This window comes from Streptomyces sp. NBC_01296, from assembly GCF_035984415.1.
Lineage (GTDB): Bacteria > Actinomycetota > Actinomycetes > Streptomycetales > Streptomycetaceae > Streptomyces.
Genome location: NZ_CP130720.1, coordinates 6,473,527 through 6,492,819 on the forward strand (window position 1 = coordinate 6,473,527; position 19,293 = coordinate 6,492,819).

The window sequence follows — 19,293 nt, forward strand, 5'->3', positions numbered from 1 at the left end:
CCGCGATTAATGCACGTCAAAGCGGGGTGAACGAAAGGATCCGCAGGGGATCACAGGCCCCTGGATCCGCCCTCGAGGGGTCCTGGAAGAGATCTAGATCACTCCTCCGGGCACCCCGCCGCGCCGCTGCGCGATCCCTTCCCGGACCCGCCCGGCGGTATGCGGAGCATTCCGCTCAGGTGGCCCGCCCGGGCTCCCGCCTCGACACTGGAGCCGTGCGTACCGCCACAGCGACGGCCGCGGTCGTCGCCACCTCCCTCGTCGGTGCCGGTGCAGCCGCGGTCGCGGCCGGCCGGTACGCCGCCGACGCCGCCCTGCGGCACGGGCCCGGCCGCCCCCTGCCCGGCGAGCCCCGGCTCAGCGTCCACTCCGCCGGCTCCGGGCGGATCGTGCTGACCCGCTCGCTGGCCTCCCTGCGCCCCGGTACGTACGGACTCGCCGCCCCCGGGGTGCACGCCGTGGTCGGGCCCGTCCTCGAGGGAGCCGCGCCCGGCCCGGACACCGTCGTGCGCCGGCTCCTCGCCGTCACCCACGGCAGCCTCGAGCCCGGCACCCGGGTCGCCCTCACCCCCCAGGTCCATGCGGGCAACCCCCGCACCGCCCTCGGGCTCGACCATGCCGACGTGGACATCCCCGGCGAGCTCGGCGGGCTGCCCGCCTGGTTCGTGCCCGCCGCCCGCGACACCTGGGTGATCACCGTGCACGGGCTCGGTGCCGGCCGCGAGCACCCGATGGTGGTCATGCCCTTCCTGCACCGCCAGCGGATGCCCGTCCTCGACCTCGCCTACCGCGGCGACCTCGGCGCCCCTGCCTCACCGGACGGTCTCGGCCACCTCGGCGAGTCGGAATGGCGGGACGTGGACGCCGCCATCCGCTACGCCCTGCGCTACGGCGCCCGCCGGGTCGTCCTGCACGGCTGGTCCACCGGCGCCGCTATGGCCCTGTACGCCGCGGAGCGCTCGGCCCTCGCCGACCGGATCTCCGGGCTCGTGCTGGACTCGCCGGTGCTCGACTGGCACGCCACCCTGCGGGCGCTCGTCGCCGCCCGCCGCACCCCGGCCCCGCTGGTGCCGCTCGCGGTGCGGGCCGCCGAGGGGAGCGCCGGGCTGCGCGCCGACCGCCGGGAGCCCGGAGCGGACCCCGCGGCGCTGCGCGTCCCCGTCCTGATCTTCCACGGCCCGGACGACGCGCTCGCCCCCTGGGAGCCCTCCCGCCGGCTCGCCGCCGCCCGCCCCGACCTCGTCACCCTGAGGACCGTCCGCGAAGCCCCGCACGGGGCGATGTGGAACGCCGACCCGGCCGGATACGAGGAAGCCCTGAGGCGCTTTCTCACCCCTCTTATGTGAAGGCCGTGTGCCGGACGGGACAGGGAGGGCGCATTCTCCCCGTATGTCCTCCCCGCGACCACCGATAATGGCTGGTTCCGTTTGGGCTTTCGGCCGGTGACGGGCGAGACTGCTTCCGTGACGTCCCGAAAGCCTGATGAGCAGTTGGCTCGCGACTCCAGACTCCGACTCGTCTCCCCGCGTTCCGTCGCCGCGGCCCGCAAGGCGGTGACCGACCGACGCGCCCGTACCGCCTCCCGGCCCCCGGCGGGTACCCCGGCCACGGCCGAACTCGCGAACCGGGCCCGGGCCTCGCTCGCCGATGCCGTACGGCTCGCCCGCTGGGCCGAGCTCAACCTCGGCGCCGGCGGCGGAGGCCGCCCCGCCCCGGCGGGAGCGCTGCCCGCCCCCGATGTGGAACGGGCCGCCGCTGGACTGAACCTGACACACGGGCAGATCCGGGTCGGCTGGGACCGCGCCCGGCTCGCCGGCCTCGTGGAAGTGCACGGCGGCCATGCCCGGCCCGGCTGGCGGCTGCGCGCCTGGGACCGCGACGACACCGCCGTACTGCGCGGCTGGGTCGCGCTGTTCGACGCCTGGTCGCTGGTCCACCCGGCTCCCGCCGACATCGCGCCCGCGGTCGTCGCCGAGGTGGTCGAGGCGATGCCCCAACTGCTGTCCCTGCTCCAGCTGTCCGCCGGTCCCGTGACCGTGCCGGATCTGCTGGACCTGCTCGGCCAGCGGGTCACCGAACTGCGCGACGAGCGGTGCGAGGTCCCCTACGACGCCCCGGCGCACGAGACTTCGCCGTCTGACGGGTTGGCAGCCACGGCCGACGCCGAGGCGACCGGCTCCGAGGCGGCCGGTCCCGGGGTGGCCGTCGCGGTCGCGGAGGCCGCCACCGCCACCGCCACCGCCACCGCCCACGCGGCGCCCGTTCCGCTCGCCCGGCTGCTGCGCTGGGCGCTCGGCGGACTCGCCGCCGTCGACGCCGTCACCCTCGGTCCCGCGCAGGCCGCCCTCACCCCGCTCGGCAGCTGGGCCGTCTGGGTCAAGCTCGAGCAGATCTGCGTCGCCGCGCAGAGCCCCGCCGGGAACATCGAGCAGTCCGCCGCCGCGATGCTGCACGGCTGCGCCCGGCTCACCCCGGGTCCGGCCCGCGCCGAGTACCAGGCCTGGCTCGCCGCCCGTCCCGTCGGCCACGCCGTCAGCGAGCTGCTGCACGCCGCCCGCGGCGAGGATGCCCTGCTGCGCGGCCTGGCCTTCGAGGCCCTGCGCGTGGTCGGCGCCCCGGCCGAAGCCGAGGTCCGCGCCGCCGTCCGCGACGCCGCCCTGCGGCCCTACGCCCTGCTCTGGCTCGCCGAGCACGACGGGGTGGATCCCGACGAGGCCCAGGACGTGCTCACCGCCGAGGAGTCGACCTGGCTCTGGGTGGACACCGCGGCCGCCATCGCCGACCACGGCGAGGCCGACCTGCTGGCACGCCACCTCGACTCGGCCGTCCGCACCACCGTCCCGCGGCTGCTGGGCGAGGTCCGCGCGGTCGGCCATCCGCGCACCGTTCAGGTTCTGGTCGCCCTGGCCGCCGCCCACCCGGACCCGGCCCTGGCCAAAGCGGTCCGCCGGGCCGCGTTCCAGGTCCACACCGGCGGCGCGTAGCGCCCGTAGGGGTACGTACGCAGGAACGCGCCGCGGGTCTCAGACCTGCGGCGCGTACGTCCCGAAGCTCCAGATGTTGCCCTCGGCGTCCCTGGCCGTGTAGTCGCGGGACCCGTAGTCCTGGTCGGTGGGCTCCATCAGGATCTCCACGCCGTGCTCCGCGGCCCGCCGGTGGTGGGCGTCCACATCGTCGACCACGACGTAGACCCCCGCGGGCCCGCCGCCCTCCATGGCCTTGTCGAAGACGCTGCCGGTGCCCTTGCTGCCCAGCATCACCAGGCCGTTGCCGTAGGCCAGTTCCGCGTGCATCACCGAGCCGTCCTCGCCCTCGTACACCGCGACCTGGCTGAAGCCGAAGGCCGCGGTCAGCAGCTTGATGGCCGCCTTCGCGTCGCGGTAACGCAGTGTGGGACAGATGGACGGAACGCCTGCCATGACGACCACTCCCTCTCGTGACGGTGATCTGCGTCACAGCATGGCAGGCGCCATCGGCAGTCAGCGGAAGGTGTTGCACCGGGCCATGTCGCCCGTGCGGTACCCCTGGTAGAACCACTGCTGGCGCTGCTGGGCCGAGCCGTGCGTCCAGGACTCCGGGGTCACCCGGCCCTGGAACTTCTCCTGGATCCGGTCGTCGCCGACCGCGGCCGCCGCGTCCAGGCCGTCCCCGATGTCCTGGTCGGTGAGGCTCGTGATCAGCGGCCGGCCCGTGGACTCGTCCGGGGTCTTCGTCGCGTGGTGCGCCCACACCCCGGCGTAGCAGTCGGCCTGCAGTTCGACCTTGACCGCGTTGCTGTTCGCGCCCGGCTGTCCGCCCTGGGCCTTCTGCAGCGTTCCGGTCAGGTTCTGGATGTGGTGCCCGTACTCGTGGGCGACGACGTAGGCCTGGGCGAACGGGCCGCCGCTCGCGCCGAACTTCGTCCTCAGGTCGTCGAAGAAGCCGAGGTCCAGGTAGACCCGCCGGTCGGCGGGGCAGTAGAAGGGGCCGACCGCCGAGGTGGCGGCCCCGCAGGCGGTGTTCACCCGGCCGGTGAAGAAGACCGTCGACGCCGGGGTGTACCGGCCGCCGCGCCGGGTGAACTCTTCCCTCCAGAAGTCCTGGGTGCTGTTGACGACCGCGACCAGCCGGCAGTCCTCCCGCGCGTTCGCGTCCCGCCCCTTCTTGCAGGACTGCTCCACCTGACTGACGGACGACGAGGTCGCCACCGACTCCGGGTTCCCCGAGGACAGCCCCAGTTCGTCCGGGCCCACGCCGAAGAGCAGCCCGAGGACCAGTGCGATCAGGCCCGCGATACCGCCGCCGATCGTCGCCCGCCCGCCCGGGATGCGGCTGCCGCGCACGTCCTCGACCTCGGAAGTGTCCAGATCGGCGTCGTCGTCGAACTGCATCCCGCACCGCCCTCGATTCCACGTGGCCGCCCTGCGGCGCATATCACCCGGTCCATCCTGATACGTGCCCGGGCCCATCGGGGTGGTCCGTGGGCCGAACGGGGGACCGGGCGGGGGGCCGGAAGAGGCACGGGCGGGGCGTGCGTCAAGGGCCGGACGCCCCCATAACCAGTTGCACACCCCCGGTAGAATGAATCCCATGGCAAATCTCCTCGCGGATTAGCGGCGTCGAAGCATCGCGTCCTGCCCCCCTTCCGCCGTCCCCCCGCCCTGGAGTATTTCCGTGATCACCGCCACCGGCGTCGAGCTGCGCGCCGGCGCCCGCATCCTCATCGAGTCCGCCTCGTTCCGCATCGCCAAGGGCGACCGCATCGGCCTGGTCGGCCGCAACGGAGCGGGCAAGACCACCCTCACCAAGTGCCTCGCCGGCGAGGGCCAGCCCGCCGCCGGCTCCATCACCCGCTCGGGTGAGGTCGGCTACCTCCCGCAGGACCCGCGCACCGGTGACCTGGACGTGCTCGCCCGCGACCGGATCCTGTCCGCCCGCGGCCTCGACGTCCTGCTCAAGAAGATGCGGATGAACGAGGAGCGCATCGCCACCGGCGCCGGCGCCACCCGCGAGAAGGCGCTCAAGCAGTACGAGCGCCAGGAGACCGAGTTCCTCACCAAGGGCGGCTACGCCGCCGAGTCCGAGGCCGCGACCATCTCGGCCGCCCTCAGCCTCCCCGACCGGGTCCTCGGCCAGCCGCTGCACACCCTCTCCGGTGGTCAGCGCCGCCGCGTCGAGCTCGCCCGGATCCTCTTCTCGGACGCCGACACCCTGCTCCTCGACGAGCCGACCAACCACCTCGACGCCGACTCGATCGTCTGGCTGCGCGACTACCTGAAGAACTACCGCGGCGGCTTCGTCGTGATCTCCCACGACGTCGACCTGGTCGAGACCGTGGTCAACAAGGTCTTCTACCTGGACGCCAACCGCTCCCAGATCGATGTCTACAACATGGGCTGGAAGCTCTACCAGCAGCAGCGCGAGGCCGACGAGAAGCGCCGCAAGCGCGAGCGCCAGAACGCCGAGAAGAAGGCCGCGGCCCTGAACTCGCAGGCCGACAAGATGCGCGCCAAGGCCACCAAGACCGTCGCCGCGCAGAACATGGCCAAGCGCGCCGACCGGCTGCTCGCAGGCCTGGAGGCCGTCCGCGCCTCCGACAAGGTCGCCAAGCTCCGCTTCCCGGACCCGGCGCCCTGCGGCAAGACCCCGCTGACCGCCGAGGGCCTGTCGAAGTCGTACGGCTCCCTCGAGATCTTCACCGACGTCGACCTGGCCATCGACAAGGGCTCCCGCGTCGTCATCCTCGGCCTCAACGGCGCCGGCAAGACCACCCTGCTGCGCCTGCTCTCGGGCACCGAGAAGCCGGACACCGGCGAGGTCACCCCGGGCCACGGCCTCAAGCTCGGCTACTACGCCCAGGAGCACGAGACGCTCGACCCCGAGCGCACGGTCCTGGAGAACATGCGCTCCGCCGCGCCCGACCTGGACCTGGTCGCCGTACGCAAGACGCTCGGCTCCTTCCTCTTCTCCGGGGACGACGTGGACAAGCCGGCCGGGGTCCTCTCCGGCGGCGAGAAGACCCGTCTGGCCCTGGCCACGCTGGTCGTCTCCTCGGCGAACGTGCTGCTGCTCGACGAGCCCACCAACAACCTCGACCCGGCCAGCCGCGAGGAGATCCTGGGGGCGCTGCGCACGTACAAGGGCGCGGTCATCCTCGTCACGCACGACGAGGGCGCCGTCGAGGCGCTGGAGCCGGAGCGGATCATCCTGCTCCCGGACGGCGTCGAGGACCTGTGGGGCCCGGACTACCGGGACCTCGTCTCCCTCGCCTGAGGCTCGCCGGGGGTGCCCGGCGGACGCCCGGCGGGTTGATCCAGTTCCTTATGGATCATTCGGCTCAGGCGTGATCCATCATCTGAGTGAGACGGTCTCGTACCTCTGCGTGCTGTACGACGGCCCCGGCCGTGCCCGCCCGGGCATGCGGCCGGGGCCGTCTTTTTTCGGCGTCCGGCCCCTGACCTGGCGATTCCCGGTGAGGGTGAAGAAGTGTGACGGACGTCATGCAGCGGAAGAGAAGATTCCGTTCTGCTGATGTGTCCACCGGTCGAGAAATGCCGTCGTACCGACCTTGCTGAATGGGTGGCCAGGAAGCCGGGGAGGGGTGATCATGAGAAGTCCAGAGCGCACTTCCCATGAGGAGGCACGGGTGGCCGAGACTCTGAAGAAGGGCAGCCGGGTAACCGGCGCCGCGCGCGACAAGCTCGCGGCAGACCTGAAGAAGAAGTACGACTCCGGTGCGAGTATCCGGGCGCTGGCCGAGGAAACCGGCCGGTCCTACGGATTCGTCCACCGGATGCTCAGCGAGTCCGGAGTCGTGCTGCGTGGTCGCGGTGGCGCGACGCGTGGCAAGAAGGCGGCTTCCGCCTGACCCGGAACCCTGGCCGTCAGGCCCGGGGCCGGGTGGAAGACGCTTGCCTGCCCACACCGCGGTTCCTTCGGTGACCCCCGGTCGGCCGTGTGGTCGATCGGGTGGTTACTGTGCAGTCACTTAGGCCGGGATTGCGGCCGACTGCACTCCGGAGGCACCAGATGGCTCTGCTCGACAAGGACGGCGTACGGCTCACCGTGGACGACTCGGTCGCCACGGTGACACTGACCAATCCGGCCAAGCGAAACGCTCAGTCCCCCGCGCTCTGGCGGGCGTTGACGGAGGCCGGAAGGTCGTTGCCGGGCACCGTCCGGGTCGTGGTGCTGCGCGGTGAGGGCAAGTCCTTCTCCGCCGGACTCGACCGGCAGGCGTTCACCCCCGAGGGTTTCGAGGGTGAGCCGTCCTTCCTCGATCTGGCGCGCGGTTCGGACGAACTGCTCGACTCGACCATTGCCGAGTACCAGGAGGCTTTCACCTGGTGGCGGCGCAACGACATCGTCTCCGTCGCCGCCGTGCAGGGGCATGCGATCGGCGCCGGCTTCCAGCTCGCGCTGGCGTGTGACCTGCGAGTGGTCGCGGACGACGTGCAGTTCGCCATGCGCGAGACCAGCCTCGGCCTCGTGCCGGACCTGGCGGGCACGCAGCCGCTGACCTCCCTGGTGGGCTACGCCCGCGCGCTCGAGATCTGCGCGACGGGCCGCGTCGTGCATGCCGAGGAGGCGGAGCGGGTCGGACTGGCCAACCTGGTCGTGCCGGCCGATGAGCTCGACGCGGCGGTGCAGGACCTCACGACGGCGCTGCTGGCTCCGCCGCGGGACGCCGTGGTCGAGACGAAGGCGCTGCTCCGCGATGCGGTGTCCCGCCCGTACGACGACCAGCGCTCGGCGGAACGTGCCGCCCAGGCCCGCCGCCTGCGCGACCTGGCCGGCCTTTCGGACTGACCTGCGGGGCGAGCGCGGTGCCAGGGGGCTCCGCCGGCTACGGCCGGGGGTGCCCCCAGCGCCTCGAACGCCGACGGGTCTGATGCGTCAGGGGATCAGAAGGGCCTTGCCCGGGATCTCGCGGGCTTCGATGGCGCGGTGCGCTTGCGCGGCCTCCGCCAGCGGGAACGTGCGCGCGATCACCGGGCGGAGCCGCCCCGCCGCCGCCTCGGCCAGGGCGTGGCCCGCCAGCCGGGTGATCTCCGCCGGCGGGAACTGGACCTCCGCGATCCCCCGCAGGGCGACGGCGCGCCGCTCCACCTCCGCCGGGTCCAGCTCCGTGAAGCCGCCGCTGGGGGCGCCGTGCGCCGAGACCCTCCCGCCGTCCCGGACCAGCCCGAACCCGGCCAGGCCCAGCGCGCCGCCGACCCCGTCCAGCAGGACGTCCACCGGCCCGCCGACCGCCTCGGTCCAGCCCGGTTCCGTGTAGTCCACCGCCCGGTCGGCGCCCAGCTGCCGGACCAGCGCCAGCTTCCGCTCGCCCCGCGCCGCACCCACCACGTACGCCCCCGCCGCCACCGCCATCTGCACCAGCAGCGTCCCCATCCCGCCGGCCGCGCCCAGGATCAGCACCCGGTCGCCCGGCTTGATCCCGACGCCCTCGACGATGCCCGAGCCGGTCACCCCGTCGTGCGCCAGCGCCGCCGCCTCCGCCGATTCCAGCCCCTCCGGGACCGGGACCAGCAGCTCCACCGGGACCCGGACCAGTTCCGCGTACGTCCCCTTCGTACCCGGGGCGGCCACCACCCGGCGGCCCCGCCAGCCCGGGTCCACCCCCTCGCCCACCGCGACGACCGTCCCTGCGGCCGCGCCGCCCGGCACGTACGGCGGGTGGATGCCGAAGGACTCGCCCCAGCCGCCGCGGATCTGGGTCTCCACGAAGATCGTGTCCACGGCCTCGGCCCGGACCACCACCTCGCCCGCCCCCGGCACCGGATCCGGCACTTCCACCGGCACCAGGACCTCCGGACCGCCGTACCCGTCCACCCGTACCGCCCGCATGACGCTTCCCCCTGCCCTGTCCGAAAACGGCCTCGCGGCCTTGATCACTTGCCCACTCTCCGACCTCAACCGCAGTTGAGGTCAAGGGGTGAAGGGCATCCGTTCCCGGCCGACCGGCGTAGTCCCGGTGCGCCGCCGGAGCACCGCGCATACCGTGGTGCGGAGTGAGTCCAATCCGCGCGAAGGGACACGCGATGACCGAATCCACATCCGGGGGTGCCTCACGCAACCCGGCCGACCGTGGCCGCACCACCATCTCGGACGGGGTGGTCGAGAAGATCGCCGGACTCGCCGCCCGCGAGGTGGTCGGCGTCCACGCCATGGGCAGCGGCAGCGGCCTCTCCCGCACCTTCGGCGCCGTCCGCGACCGGGTGCCCGGCGGAGCGAAATCATCGGCCACCCGCGGGGTGAAGGCCGAGGTCGGCGAAGTGCAGACCGCCCTCGACCTGGAGATCGTCGTCGACTACGGCGTGTCGATCCGCGACGTCGCGGGGGCCGTCCGTGAGAACGTCATCTCGGCGGTCGAGCGGATGACTGGCCTGGAGGTCGTCGAGGTCAACATCGCGGTCAGCGACGTGAAGCTGCCCGACGAGCCCGACGAGGAGCCGGAGTCCCGACTCCAGTGAAGGAGGAGCCCCCCATGAGGATGGCCGTCGTCGGCCTCTTCGCCGGCATGGCGCTCGCGTTCGCCGGATACTTCGGCGGATTCGGGGCCTTCCTGCTGGTGGCGGCGCTCGGCGCCATCGGCTTCATCGCCGGGCGGTTCCTGGACGGGGATCTGGAGCCCGGCGCCTTCTTCCGCCCCCGCGACCGCGACAGGTGAGGCCCCGATGACCACGCCACGGGTGGTTCCCCCACACGCGCCCCCCGCCGAACGGGGGGCCACCCGGATCGCCGACCGGGTCGTCGCCAAGATCGCGGCCCAGGCCGCCCGGGAGGCGCTCGCCGCACAGCCGGACGGGCCGCCCCGGGCCGTCGGGCCCGCGGGCGCCCCCGGTTCCGCCGGGGCCGCCACCGGGCAGGCCGCCCCGCACGCCACCGTCACCGTGCACCACGACATCGCCCGGGTACGGGTGAGCCTGGAGCTCGACTACCCCTGCGACCTCGCCGCCCGGTGCGCTGCCGTCCGCAGCCGGGTCGTCCGCCGCGTCGAGGAGTACGCCGGCATGTCCGTGCCCGAGGTGGACATCGACATCGAGCACCTGCACTCCGCGCACACCCGCACCGCCGCCCTACGGGACCGGAAGCCGCGGTGACGGCGCCCGCCCCCGGCCAAGCCCCGCCCCGGGAAGCGGCCCCGGCCCGCGTCCGCCGCTTCCGGTCCGCCCGGCGGATCCCGTCCGCGCTGACGGCACTGGCCGTGCTCGGGGTGGCGGGCCTGTTCCTGTACGACCTCGCCGCAGTACGGGCCGGCCGCCCCGGCATGCAGTGGCGTGGGGAACTCGCCCACCAGCTGGAGCGGCACACTGCCGCGGAACCGTGGGTGCTCGTCGGCGCCGGGGTCCTCGCCGTGGCCGGGGCGGTGCTCCTGTTCCTCGCGCTGACCCCCGGGCTCCGCGGGCTCCTGCCGATGCGGACGCCGGACCCGGACGGCGGGCTACGGGCCGGGCTCGGCCGCAAGGCCGCCGCGCTGGTGCTGCGCGACCGGGCCATGGAGGTGTCCGGGGTGCGTTCGGCTCGGGTCGCGGTGCGGCGCTCCCGCGTCGCGATCCGGGCGCAGTCCCACTTCCGCGAGCTGGACGACGTACGGGCCGACCTGGAGGAGGTCCTGGCCGTCGGCATCGGGGAACTGGGCCTCGCGCACGCGCCGAAGCCGCGGGTACGGGTCACCAGGGCCCCCGTCGGGAAGAGGTGAGGGGATGCTCGGGACGGTGAACCGGATCCTGCTCGGGATCATCGGCGCCGTGCTGCTCGGCGCCGGGGTGGCGGTTCTGACGGCGCTGCGGCCGCTCGGCGGCCGCCACGAGCCGCTGCTGTCCGCGGCGACCCGTGAGCGGTACTGGCACGCCGAGGGCTGGTGGTGGTGGGCGGTGGTCGCCGGGCTCGGGGTGTGTGTGGTGCTCGCGCTGTGGTGGCTGCTGGCGCAGCTGCGGCGCTCGCGGCTGCCCGCGGTGTTGGTGGACACCGGAGACGGGGCGTTCGCGGTGCTGCGCGGGCGGGCGTTGGAGGAGGCGGTGGCCGCGGAGGCGGGGGCGCTGGACGGGGTCGCCCGGTGCCGCGTGGCCCTGCGGGGCAAGCAGGGCCGCCGGAGCCGGCGCGCGGGCCCGAAGCTGCGGATGGAGCTGGAACTGGAGCCGCACGCCGTGCCGGCCGACGCCCTGGCGGGGCTGGCCGGGCCGGTGCTCAGCCACGCCCGCCGGACGGCGGGCCTCCCCGAACTGCCCGCGGAGGCCCGCTTCCGGATCACCTCCCACCGCGCCCGGCGGGTGACCTGAAGGGCTTCAGAAACCGTGGCGCGAGCCGCCGTCGACCGGGAGCATGACGCCCGTCAGGTACGAGGCCGCGGGCGACAGCAGGAACGCCGCCGAGCGGCCGAACTCCTCCGGGGTGCCGTAGCGGCGCAGCGGAATGCCGGCCTCGTTGGCCGCGCGGGCCGTCGCCGCATCGCCCGACAGGGCGTCGAGCTCGCGGACGCGGTCGGTGTCGATCCGGGCCGGCAGCAGCCCTACGACGCGGATGCCGCGCGGTCCGAGCTCCACCGACAGGGACTTGGCGAAGCCCGCCAGCCCCGGCCGCAGGCCGTTGGAGATCGTCAGACCCGGGATCGGCTCGTGGACCGAGCCCGACAGGACGAAGCCGATGACCCCGCCCTCGCCCAGCTCGGCCGCCGCCGCGCGGGCCAGGCGCACGGCGCCCAGGAAGACCGCTTCGAACGCCGCGGCCCACTGCTCGTCGGTGTTGCTCGCCGCCGAACCGGGGGCGGGGCCGCCGACGCTGATGAGGATGCCGTCCAAGCGGCCGAAGCGTTCCTTCGCGGTGGCGACGAGCGCGGCCGCCGCCTCCGGGTCGGAGTTGTCCGCGGCGATCCCCACCGCGTCCGGACCCAGCGAGGCCGCTGCTTCGGCGGCGCGGGCCGCGTCGCGGCCCGTCACGATCACCTTCGCGCCGTCCGCCGCCAGTTCGCGCGCCGAGGCGAAGCCCAGGCCGCGGGTGGCTCCGGTGACGACGTAGACACGGTCTTTCAGTCCAAGATCCATGCCCGATACGCTACGCCGTCGGCGCCGGCTCCCGCTCCGGGGTGGCGCCGGCCGCCGCGGCCGCCGCACGGTCGCGCTTCTCGCGCCGTACGAGGACCAGCCAGCCCACCGGCACCGAAGCGGCGAACAGCCACCACTGCACGGCGTACGCCATGTGCGGGCCGATCGAGTCGTGGTCGGGATCGGCGACCGTCTCCGGGCTGCCGCCCGCCGGGGCCGGAGCGGTGAGCTCCAGGTAGCCGCCGAGCACGGGCTTGCCCAGGTACTCCGCCTGCTGGGCGCTGTTGATCAGCATCACCTGGCGGTCCGGCAGGCCCTTGCGGTTCTTGATGCCGCTGCCGCCGCTCGTCTCGTCGGCCTTCAGCCGGCCGGTGACCGTCACCTCGCCCGAGGGCGCGGCCGGCACGGCCGGGTACGCGCGCGGGTCGTCGCCGCCCGCCACCCAGCCGCGGTTGACCAGCACCACGCGGCCGTCGGCCAACACCAGCGGGGTCAGGACGTGGACGCCGACCTTGTCGTCGTTGTCGGTGCGCATCCGGACGACGACCTCGTGCGCGGTGTCGTACGTCCCGGTGGCGGTGACGGCACGCCAGTAGTCGGCGCGCGGGACCTGGTGGCCGGGGGAGGTCACCTCGGTCATCGGGACCGGCTTCGCGGCCAGGTTCGACGCGATCAGCTCGTTCTGCGCGACCCGGTGCTCATGGCGGTGGTACTGCCAGAACCCCAGCTTGATCATCGCGGGGATGAGGGCGAGGGCGATGAGGGTGAGGCACACCCATTGCCGGGTCAGCACAAAGCGGTACACGCCCACGACGGTACCCCCAGCCGGGAAGACCCCGGTGGCCGGGTGGCCGTCCGGGGTCTGAAGGGGAACGGGGAAGGGGAACGGGCCGGAGGGGAACGGGCCGGAGGAGAACGGGCCGGAGGGCCGGCGGGTCACACGCGGTCGACGATGCCCACCTTCCCTTCCGCGCGGGCGCAGTGCGCCCCGCAGAACCACTGGCCCTCGACCTCGACGCCCTGCCCGATGATCTGCACACGGCAGTGCTCGCAGATGGGCGCCATGCGGTGGATGGCGCAGGAGAAGCAGTCGAAGACGTGCACGCTGCCCTGCGCGTGCACTTCGAAGGACATGCCGTAATCGTTTCCGCAGACCTCACAACGTGCCATGCGCCACAGGGTGGGACCGGACGGGCGGAACGCGGAAGCGGATGCCGGGCGAGTCGCCCGACGCTCACCCGTCTGCCGCAGCCACGTCCCGCAGGAGTTGGGTGAAGGCCGCCTCGTCGACCACCGGCGTACCGAAGGACTTCGCCTTGACCGTCTTGGAAGTGGCCGAGTCGGGGTCGTTCGTCACGAGCAGGCTCGTGAGCCGCGACACACTCGTCGCGACGTGCAGGCCCGCCTCGATCGCCCGGTCCTCCAGCAGCTCCCGGTCCACCGAGGTGTCACCCGAGAAGGCGATCCGCATGCCCTGCTTCAGCGGCCTGCCGTCCTCGAAGCGCCCCGGGTTCGGGTGCGGGCACGGCGGCCGCTTGCGCGAGGGCCGCCAGCTGCCGCTCCCGTACGAGGCCTGCTGCCCGATCCGCGGGGTGACGGGGGAGTCCGACCACTCCGTCAGCGGCCGGCATTCCAGCAGGGGCAGCCGTACGCCGTCCCGCGCGGCGGCGTGCAGCGACGGACGGAACGCCTCCGCGAGCACGCGGGCGTCGTCGAGCGCGTGGTGGGCGCGCTGCTGGACCACGCCGAAGTGCGCGGCGAGCGACTCCAGCTTGTGGTTGGGCAGCGGGAGGTTCAGCTCCTTCGACAGGGCGATGGTGCACAGCCGCTGACGGACCGGTGCGGTCACGGCGGCCCGCGCGTACTCGCGGGCGATCATCTGCCAGTCGAAGATGGCGTTGTGCGCGACCAGCACCCGGTCCGCGAGCCGGCCCGCGAACTCCTCGGCGATGTCCTTGAAGAGCGGTGCGTCCTGGAGCACGTCGCTGGTGAGTCCGTGGATCCAGACCGGGCCCGGGTCCCGCTGCGGGTTGACCAGGGTGTACCAGTGGTCCTCCACATTGCCCTGCCCGTCGAGCCGGTAGACGGCGGCGGAGATTATCCGGTCGTCGCGAGCGAGCCCGGTCGTCTCCACGTCGACGACCGCGTACCCCTCTGGGTACGCGGTCGGCCACGTCGTCTCTGCGGTCGTACGGTCGTCGAGCATGGTCACAGAGGATATCGGCACGGACCGACACCCGGGGCCCGATGGGCTAGGGGGCGGCCAGCAGGGAGCGTACGAGGGCCCGTACGGACAGCAGGAACAGCCTTTCCGGATCCGCCGGGCGGGCCAGGGCGCGGCCGAGTTCCGGGTCGTCGGGGGCGGCGGTGGAGGTCTCCCCGGCGGAGCCGGGGGGTGGGTCCCAGAGGTCGCTCTCGGCGGGGGACTGGGCGGGGGAGCGCTCGCGGTTGCGCTCCACGAGGAGGAAGCCGACGATCTGGAACTGGACCGCGCGCACCGCGTCGGCGGCCCGGGCCCCGCGCAGCCCGGCGGCGTGCACCTCGTGGACCAGGGCCTGCTGGGCGGGCAGGAACATCCGCTCGGTGAGCCCGCGTTCGTGGACCATCGCGATCAGGTGCGGCCGCTCGCGCAGTTCGCGGCGCAGGATCCGGGCCACGGAGAGGATCCGCTCGGTGGGGGTGCGGCCGGCCGGCCGGATCTCGCCCATGTCCCGGACGGTCCGCTCCACGAGGGCGTCGAGCAGTGATTCGCGGTTGCCGACGTGCCAGTAGATGGAGGTGACCGCGGTGCCCAGCTCGGCGGCGAGTTTGCGCATGGTGAGGGCGGCCGGGCCGTGCTGCTTGACCAGGCGGGTGGCCGCCTCCAGCACCTCTTCGCGGGTGAGCGTGGTTCTGGCCATGGCCGTCCCGCCATTCTGTCGGATCGTCAGTTCTGGTCCGTGCAGGGGTCTTTACCCTTCATCGGTGGCGGTGTAACTGTGTTACAGAACCGATCCGCTCAAGACGAGGGATGGTGCGAGACATGGCACGCGTACGGTACGGAGCGCGCACCGGGGCCGAGATCACGGCGTCGCGCGAGAAGAGCGCCAAGCTCCCCGACATCTGGTCCACCGGTGTGGTGGCGGTCTGGGAGAGCGACCCGGACGTGGTGGCGGCGGTCCTGCCGCCACCGCTCAAGCCCGCCGAGCGGCCCCTCGTACGGGCCAACATCAGCAAGGTCGACCTGCCCGGCTACCCCCTCGGTGCCGGCTCGGTGGCCGTCGCCGCGCAGCACGGCGGGGTCGAGGGCTGGTACCCGCTGGTCATGCCGATGACCCACGAGCGGGCCCTGATCGGCGGCCGCGAGGTCTTCGGCGAGCCGAAGAAGCTGGGCGAGGTCGGCGTCGAGCGCGACGGCCTCGTCGTACGGGCGTCCCTGGCCCGGCACGGGATCGCCTTCGTGGAGGTGCGCGGGGCGGTGGACCGCGTCCTGCCGCTGCCCGAACCGGCCGCCAAGACCGACTTCTACTTCAAGTTCCTGCCGGCGGTGGACGGTTCGGGCTTCGACGCCGACCCGGTGCTCGTCCACGTCACCCGCAACGAGAAGGTCCGCAAGCTGGAGCACATCACCGGTGACGTGGTCCTGCGCGAGTCGATGTTCGATCCCGTGGCCGACCTCCCCGTACGCCGGATCGTGGAGATCACCATCGGCGAGAAGACCACCGACCAGAAGGGCCGCGTCGTCGAGCGGGTCAGCGCCCAGGCCCTCCTCCCGTACATCCATCAGCGCTACGACGACCCGATGCAGATCCTCGACGCGCCCCCGGAGGGATCGTCAGGGGGGAGGGGCTGATGCGGCTCGAACCGGGACAGGTGGCCGTCGTCACCGGCGCCGCGAGCGGCATCGGCCTCGCCATGGCCCGCCGCTTCGCCGCCGAGGGGCTGAAGGTCGTCCTCGCCGACGTGGAGGAGGGCGCCCTGCGCAAGGCCGCCGACGAGCTGACCGCCGACGGCGCCCAGGTGCTCGCCCGGCTCGTCGACGTCAGCGACCGCGACTCCGTGATCGCGCTGGCCGACGCCGCGTACGACGCCTTCGGCGCCGTGCACGCGCTCTGCAACAACGCGGGCGTCGGCTCCGGCGCCGAGGGCCGGATGTGGGAGCACGAGCCCAACGACTGGAAATGGGCCTTCTCCGTCAACGTGTGGGGCGTCTTCCACGGCATCCAGGCCTTCGTCCCCCGCATGATCGCGGCCGGCGGACCCGGCCACGTCGTCAACACCTCCTCCGGCGACGGCGGCATCGCCCCGCTGCCCACCGCCTCCGTCTACGCCGTCACCAAGGCGGCCGTGGTCACCATGACCGAGTCCCTGTACGCGCACCTCAAGGCGGAGGGCGCGGCCGTCGGCGCCTCCGTCCTCTTCCCCGGCCCGCACATGCTGCGCACCGGACTGTGGGAGTCGCACCGCAACCGGCCGGAGCGGTACGCGAAGGAGCGGCCGCGCAAGTCGCCCTACCGCAGCCTCGACCAGTACGAGGCAGCGATGAAGAAGGCCGGCCACGAGGTGAACTTCACCCCGGTCGAGGAGGTCGCCGAGCACGTCGTCGACGGCATCCGCGCCGACCGCTTCTGGATGCTCCCGGCGAGCGAGCACAGCGACCGGCAGATCCGCGCCCGGTCGCAGTCGATGCTCGACCGCGCCAATCCCGCCTATCTGGAGAGCTTCATCCTCGACTGAGGAGCGTTTGCAGTGAGTGAGACCGTGAGCGACAGCAGTGCGTACGAAGACCCGTACCTGATCATCTCCTCCGACTGCCACGCGGGCCTGCCGACCGAGCACTACCGCCCGTACCTCGACTCCCGTTTCCACCCCCGGTTCGACGAGTTCCTCGGCCAGCAGGGCGCCCGCCGCGCCGAGGCCACGCGCCTCGGCGTCCGCAACGAGGCCTTCGCCGAGAAGTGGTTCCACGACCACGAGGAGGGCCTCAGGGGCGGCTGGGACACGGCGCAGCGCCTGAAGGAGCTCGACGGCGACGGGGTGGCCGCCGAGGTCGTCTTCCCCGACGCCGACGCCGTGGACAGCCAGACCGCCGCGCCCTTCGGGGTGGGCCTCGGGCTCTCCGGAGACCAGGACCCCGAGCTCGGCATGGCGGGCGCCCAGGCGCACAACCGCTGGCTGGCGGAGTTCGTCTCCGAGACCCCCGAGCGGCACTGCGGGGTCGCCCTGCTGCCCATCACGGGCGAGCCGTCGAAGGTCGTCGCCGAGATCCACCGGGCCAAGGAGTCCGGGCTCGGCGCGCTGATGATCCCCGCGATGTGGGTGGACAAGGCCCCCTACCACGACCGCCGCTACGACCCGGTCTGGGCGGCCGCGGCCGAGACGCAGATGCCGATCGTCACCCACTCCGGGTCCTCGCCCCGCCACGAGTACGGCGACCACCTGGGCATCTTCGTCTCCGAGGTCACCTGGTGGCCGGCCCGCCCGCTGTGGTTCCTGCTCTGGTCCGGGGTCTTCGAGCGGCACCCGGGCCTGAAGTTCGGCGTCGCCGAATCGGGCTGCTGGTGGCTGCCGAACCAGCTGTGGTTCATGGACCGGCTGTACCTCGGCGCGCACGGCGGCAAGAAGCTGTCGCCGTTCGAGGAGCTCAAGCGCCCGCCGAGCGAGTACCTGGACCGCCAGGTGTTCATCTGCGCGACGAACACCAAGCGGCGCGAGCTCGCGCAGCGCTACGAGATCGGCGTGGACAACATCCTGTGGGGCTCGGACTTCCCGCACCCCGAGGGCACCTGGCCCAGCACCCGGACCTGGCTGAAGAACACCTTCCACGACATCCCGGTCGGCGAGACCCGCCGGATGCTGGGCCTGGCGGCGGCGGACGTCTTCGGCTTCGACACGGGGAAGCTGGCCCCGGTCGCCCGCCGGATCGGCCCCACCCCGGCAGAGCTGGGCCAGCCGGCCGACCAGGCTTCCGTGGAGGCCTCGTGGGCCCGCTCGCGGGAGACGGGCCGCCACTGGCTGACGGGCCACGACTTCCCCGTCCTGGGGGTGTCCTGATGGCGGAGCGCTACACGGTCATCTCGGCGGACTGCCACGCGGGCGCGGACCTGCTGGACTACAAGCCGTACCTGGAGAAGCGGTACCACGAGGAGTTCGACGCCTGGGCCGCCACGTACGTGAACCCGTACGAGGACCTCCTCGCGGACACCGCGGACCGCAACTGGAACTCCGCGCGCCGGCTGTCCGAGCTCGAGGCGGACGGCATCGTGGCCGAGGTCCTCTTCCCCAACACCATCCCGCCGTTCTTCCCCAAGGCCTCGCTGATGGCCCAGCCTCCGACGGCCGCGGAGTACACGATGCGCTGGGCGGGGCTCCAGGCGCACAACCGCTGGCTGGCGGAGTTCTGCGCGGACGCACCGGGCCGGCGGGCGGGCGTGGTCCAGATCCTGCTGAACGACGTGGACGCGGCGGTGAAGGAGATCCGCCGCACGCGGGAGGCAGGCCTGACGGGCGGCATCCTGCTGCCCGGCGTCCCGCCCGGCTCGTCGGTCCCCGAGCTGTACTCGGCCGTGTACGACCCGATCTGGGCGGTGTGCGACGAGCTGGACGTCCCGGTCAACCACCACGGCGGCTCGGCGTCCCCGCCGCTCGGCGACGAGCCGGCCGCCCGGGCCGTCTTCATGGTGGAGACGACCTGGTTCTCGCACCGCGCCCTGTGGCACCTCGTCTTCGGCGGGGCCTTCCGCCGCCACCCCGGCCTGAAGCTGGTCCTGACGGAGCAGGGCTCCGGCTGGATCCCGGGGGTCGTGGAGATGCTGGACTACTACCACGGCCGCCTGGTCGCGGCGTCGGCCACGGCGGAGGCCAAGTTCGGGGCGGGCCTGGCGGAGTCCATGGGGAAGGGCCCGAGCGAGGTCTGGCGGGACAACTGCTTCGTGGGGGCGAGCTTCATGCGCCCCCACGAGGTACCGCTGCGGGAGCGGATCGGCCTCGACAAGATCATGTGGGGCAGCGACTACCCCCACGACGAGGGCACCACCCCGTTCTCCCGCGAGGGCCTGCGCATCGCGTACGCAGGCCTCCCGCAGGAGGAGGTCGCCGCGATGGTCGGCGGCAACGCGGCCCGCGTGTACGGCTTCGACCTGCCCCTGCTGGACGCGTTGGCCGCCAAGCACGGCCCCCTCGTCTCGGAGATCGCCGAGCCGCTGACCCGGATCCCCCCCGAGGCCACGAGCCCGGCCTTCGCCAAGGGGGGCTCGGTCCGCGTCTGGTGAATCCGGTGACCGGCTCC

Annotated in this window: 22 protein-coding genes; 14 read left to right on the plus strand and 8 right to left on the minus strand. The window is 73.1% G+C overall.

All coding sequences use genetic code 11. From position 1 onward, the window contains the following. The first annotated feature begins 215 nt into the window (after positions 1 to 215). Complete coding sequence (locus tag OG299_RS29480; RefSeq protein ID WP_327363108.1) at positions 216 to 1,346, plus strand: alpha/beta hydrolase family protein; 1,131 nt, start codon at positions 216 to 218, stop codon at positions 1,344 to 1,346. Positions 1,347 to 1,463: 117 nt separating this feature from the next. Further along, positions 1,464 to 2,984 carry a hypothetical protein gene (locus OG299_RS29485; RefSeq protein ID WP_442817541.1) on the plus strand — a complete coding sequence of 507 codons (1,521 nt, stop codon included), beginning with the start codon at positions 1,464 to 1,466 and terminating at the stop codon, positions 2,982 to 2,984. Positions 2,985 to 3,023: 39 nt separating this feature from the next. Here the strand turns inward: OG299_RS29485 and OG299_RS29490 are convergent, their stop codons facing one another. Together OG299_RS29490 and ypfJ are read right to left on the minus strand one after the other, a co-directional pair. Continuing rightward, complete coding sequence (locus OG299_RS29490; protein ID WP_266630474.1) at positions 3,024 to 3,419, minus strand: VOC family protein; 396 nt, start codon at positions 3,417 to 3,419, stop codon at positions 3,024 to 3,026. 60 nt (positions 3,420 to 3,479) lie between these two features. Next, the gene (ypfJ, locus tag OG299_RS29495; RefSeq protein WP_327363109.1) at positions 3,480 to 4,370 is read right to left on the minus strand and encodes a KPN_02809 family neutral zinc metallopeptidase; all 891 of its coding nucleotides are present in this window, start codon (positions 4,368 to 4,370) and stop codon (positions 3,480 to 3,482) included. Positions 4,371 to 4,653: 283 nt separating this feature from the next. Here ypfJ and OG299_RS29500 point away from each other — a divergent pair, with 283 nt between their 5' ends. The 3 genes from OG299_RS29500 to OG299_RS29510 all read left to right on the plus strand — a co-directional run bounded on the left by OG299_RS29500 (position 4,654) and on the right by OG299_RS29510 (position 7,788). Further along, positions 4,654 to 6,252, plus strand: coding sequence for an ABC-F family ATP-binding cassette domain-containing protein (locus tag OG299_RS29500; RefSeq protein ID WP_266630477.1), 1,599 nt, complete (start codon positions 4,654 to 4,656; stop codon positions 6,250 to 6,252). A gap of 373 nt (positions 6,253 to 6,625) precedes the next feature. Then, positions 6,626 to 6,847: a helix-turn-helix domain-containing protein gene (locus tag OG299_RS29505; RefSeq protein WP_005319113.1), complete on the plus strand. Its 222-nt coding sequence runs from the start codon at positions 6,626 to 6,628 to the stop codon at positions 6,845 to 6,847. 161 nt (positions 6,848 to 7,008) lie between these two features. Continuing rightward, entirely contained in the window at positions 7,009 to 7,788 is a 780-nt protein-coding gene (locus OG299_RS29510) for an enoyl-CoA hydratase/isomerase family protein (RefSeq protein ID WP_327363110.1), read from the plus strand. An 87-nt stretch (positions 7,789 to 7,875) separates the two neighbouring features. On the opposite strand, the gene OG299_RS29515 is transcribed toward OG299_RS29510, so the two are convergent. Next, positions 7,876 to 8,829 carry a zinc-binding dehydrogenase gene (locus OG299_RS29515; protein WP_327363111.1) on the minus strand — a complete coding sequence of 318 codons (954 nt, stop codon included), beginning with the start codon at positions 8,827 to 8,829 and terminating at the stop codon, positions 7,876 to 7,878. Between the two features lie 194 nt (positions 8,830 to 9,023). Between OG299_RS29515 and OG299_RS29520 the strand changes: the two genes are divergently transcribed. The 5 genes from OG299_RS29520 to amaP are packed head-to-tail and all read left to right on the plus strand — an operon-like array spanning position 9,024 to position 11,264. Continuing rightward, on the plus strand, positions 9,024 to 9,455 hold the full coding sequence (locus OG299_RS29520; protein WP_327363112.1) for an Asp23/Gls24 family envelope stress response protein: 432 nt from the start codon (positions 9,024 to 9,026) through the stop codon (positions 9,453 to 9,455). 14 nt (positions 9,456 to 9,469) lie between these two features. Further along, on the plus strand, positions 9,470 to 9,652 hold the full coding sequence (locus tag OG299_RS29525; protein WP_327363113.1) for a hypothetical protein: 183 nt from the start codon (positions 9,470 to 9,472) through the stop codon (positions 9,650 to 9,652). 7 nt (positions 9,653 to 9,659) lie between these two features. After that, positions 9,660 to 10,085, plus strand: a complete 426-nt coding sequence (locus OG299_RS29530) for an Asp23/Gls24 family envelope stress response protein (protein WP_327363114.1) — start codon at positions 9,660 to 9,662, stop codon at positions 10,083 to 10,085. Beyond that, entirely contained in the window at positions 10,082 to 10,684 is a 603-nt protein-coding gene (locus OG299_RS29535; RefSeq protein WP_327363115.1) for a DUF6286 domain-containing protein, read from the plus strand. The genes OG299_RS29530 and OG299_RS29535 overlap by 4 nt, the downstream gene beginning before the upstream one ends. 4 nt (positions 10,685 to 10,688) lie before the next feature. Next, on the plus strand, positions 10,689 to 11,264 hold the full coding sequence (gene amaP / locus OG299_RS29540; RefSeq protein ID WP_327363116.1) for an alkaline shock response membrane anchor protein AmaP: 576 nt from the start codon (positions 10,689 to 10,691) through the stop codon (positions 11,262 to 11,264). A 6-nt stretch (positions 11,265 to 11,270) separates the two neighbouring features. On the opposite strand, the gene OG299_RS29545 is transcribed toward amaP, so the two are convergent. The 5 genes from OG299_RS29545 to OG299_RS29565 form a co-directional block, all read right to left on the minus strand. Then, on the minus strand, positions 11,271 to 12,026 hold the full coding sequence (locus OG299_RS29545) for an SDR family oxidoreductase (RefSeq protein WP_327363117.1): 756 nt from the start codon (positions 12,024 to 12,026) through the stop codon (positions 11,271 to 11,273). A gap of 10 nt (positions 12,027 to 12,036) precedes the next feature. Continuing rightward, on the minus strand, positions 12,037 to 12,831 hold the full coding sequence (locus tag OG299_RS29550) for an SURF1 family cytochrome oxidase biogenesis protein (protein ID WP_266630497.1): 795 nt from the start codon (positions 12,829 to 12,831) through the stop codon (positions 12,037 to 12,039). Positions 12,832 to 12,962: 131 nt separating this feature from the next. Continuing rightward, complete coding sequence (locus tag OG299_RS29555; RefSeq protein ID WP_078613516.1) at positions 12,963 to 13,196, minus strand: metallothionein; 234 nt, start codon at positions 13,194 to 13,196, stop codon at positions 12,963 to 12,965. Between the two features lie 64 nt (positions 13,197 to 13,260). Beyond that, entirely contained in the window at positions 13,261 to 14,238 is a 978-nt protein-coding gene (locus tag OG299_RS29560; protein ID WP_266633645.1) for a DEDDh family exonuclease, read from the minus strand. Positions 14,239 to 14,278: 40 nt separating this feature from the next. Continuing rightward, positions 14,279 to 14,926 carry a TetR/AcrR family transcriptional regulator gene (locus OG299_RS29565; RefSeq protein ID WP_266630499.1) on the minus strand — a complete coding sequence of 216 codons (648 nt, stop codon included), beginning with the start codon at positions 14,924 to 14,926 and terminating at the stop codon, positions 14,279 to 14,281. 122 nt (positions 14,927 to 15,048) lie between these two features. Between OG299_RS29565 and OG299_RS29570 the strand changes: the two genes are divergently transcribed. The 4 genes from OG299_RS29570 to OG299_RS29585 are packed head-to-tail and all read left to right on the plus strand — an operon-like array spanning position 15,049 to position 19,276. Then, positions 15,049 to 15,858: an acetoacetate decarboxylase family protein gene (locus tag OG299_RS29570; RefSeq protein ID WP_266630501.1), complete on the plus strand. Its 810-nt coding sequence runs from the start codon at positions 15,049 to 15,051 to the stop codon at positions 15,856 to 15,858. Beyond that, the gene (locus OG299_RS29575) at positions 15,858 to 16,742 is read left to right on the plus strand and encodes an SDR family NAD(P)-dependent oxidoreductase (protein ID WP_327363118.1); all 885 of its coding nucleotides are present in this window, start codon (positions 15,858 to 15,860) and stop codon (positions 16,740 to 16,742) included. Before OG299_RS29570 ends, OG299_RS29575 begins: the two co-directional genes overlap by 1 nt. Positions 16,743 to 16,754: 12 nt before the next feature. After that, on the plus strand, positions 16,755 to 18,059 hold the full coding sequence (locus tag OG299_RS29580) for an amidohydrolase family protein (RefSeq protein ID WP_327363119.1): 1,305 nt from the start codon (positions 16,755 to 16,757) through the stop codon (positions 18,057 to 18,059). Further along, positions 18,059 to 19,276, plus strand: coding sequence for an amidohydrolase family protein (locus OG299_RS29585; protein WP_266630507.1), 1,218 nt, complete (start codon positions 18,059 to 18,061; stop codon positions 19,274 to 19,276). The genes OG299_RS29580 and OG299_RS29585 overlap by 1 nt, the downstream gene beginning before the upstream one ends. Positions 19,277 to 19,293: the final 17 nt, after the last annotated feature.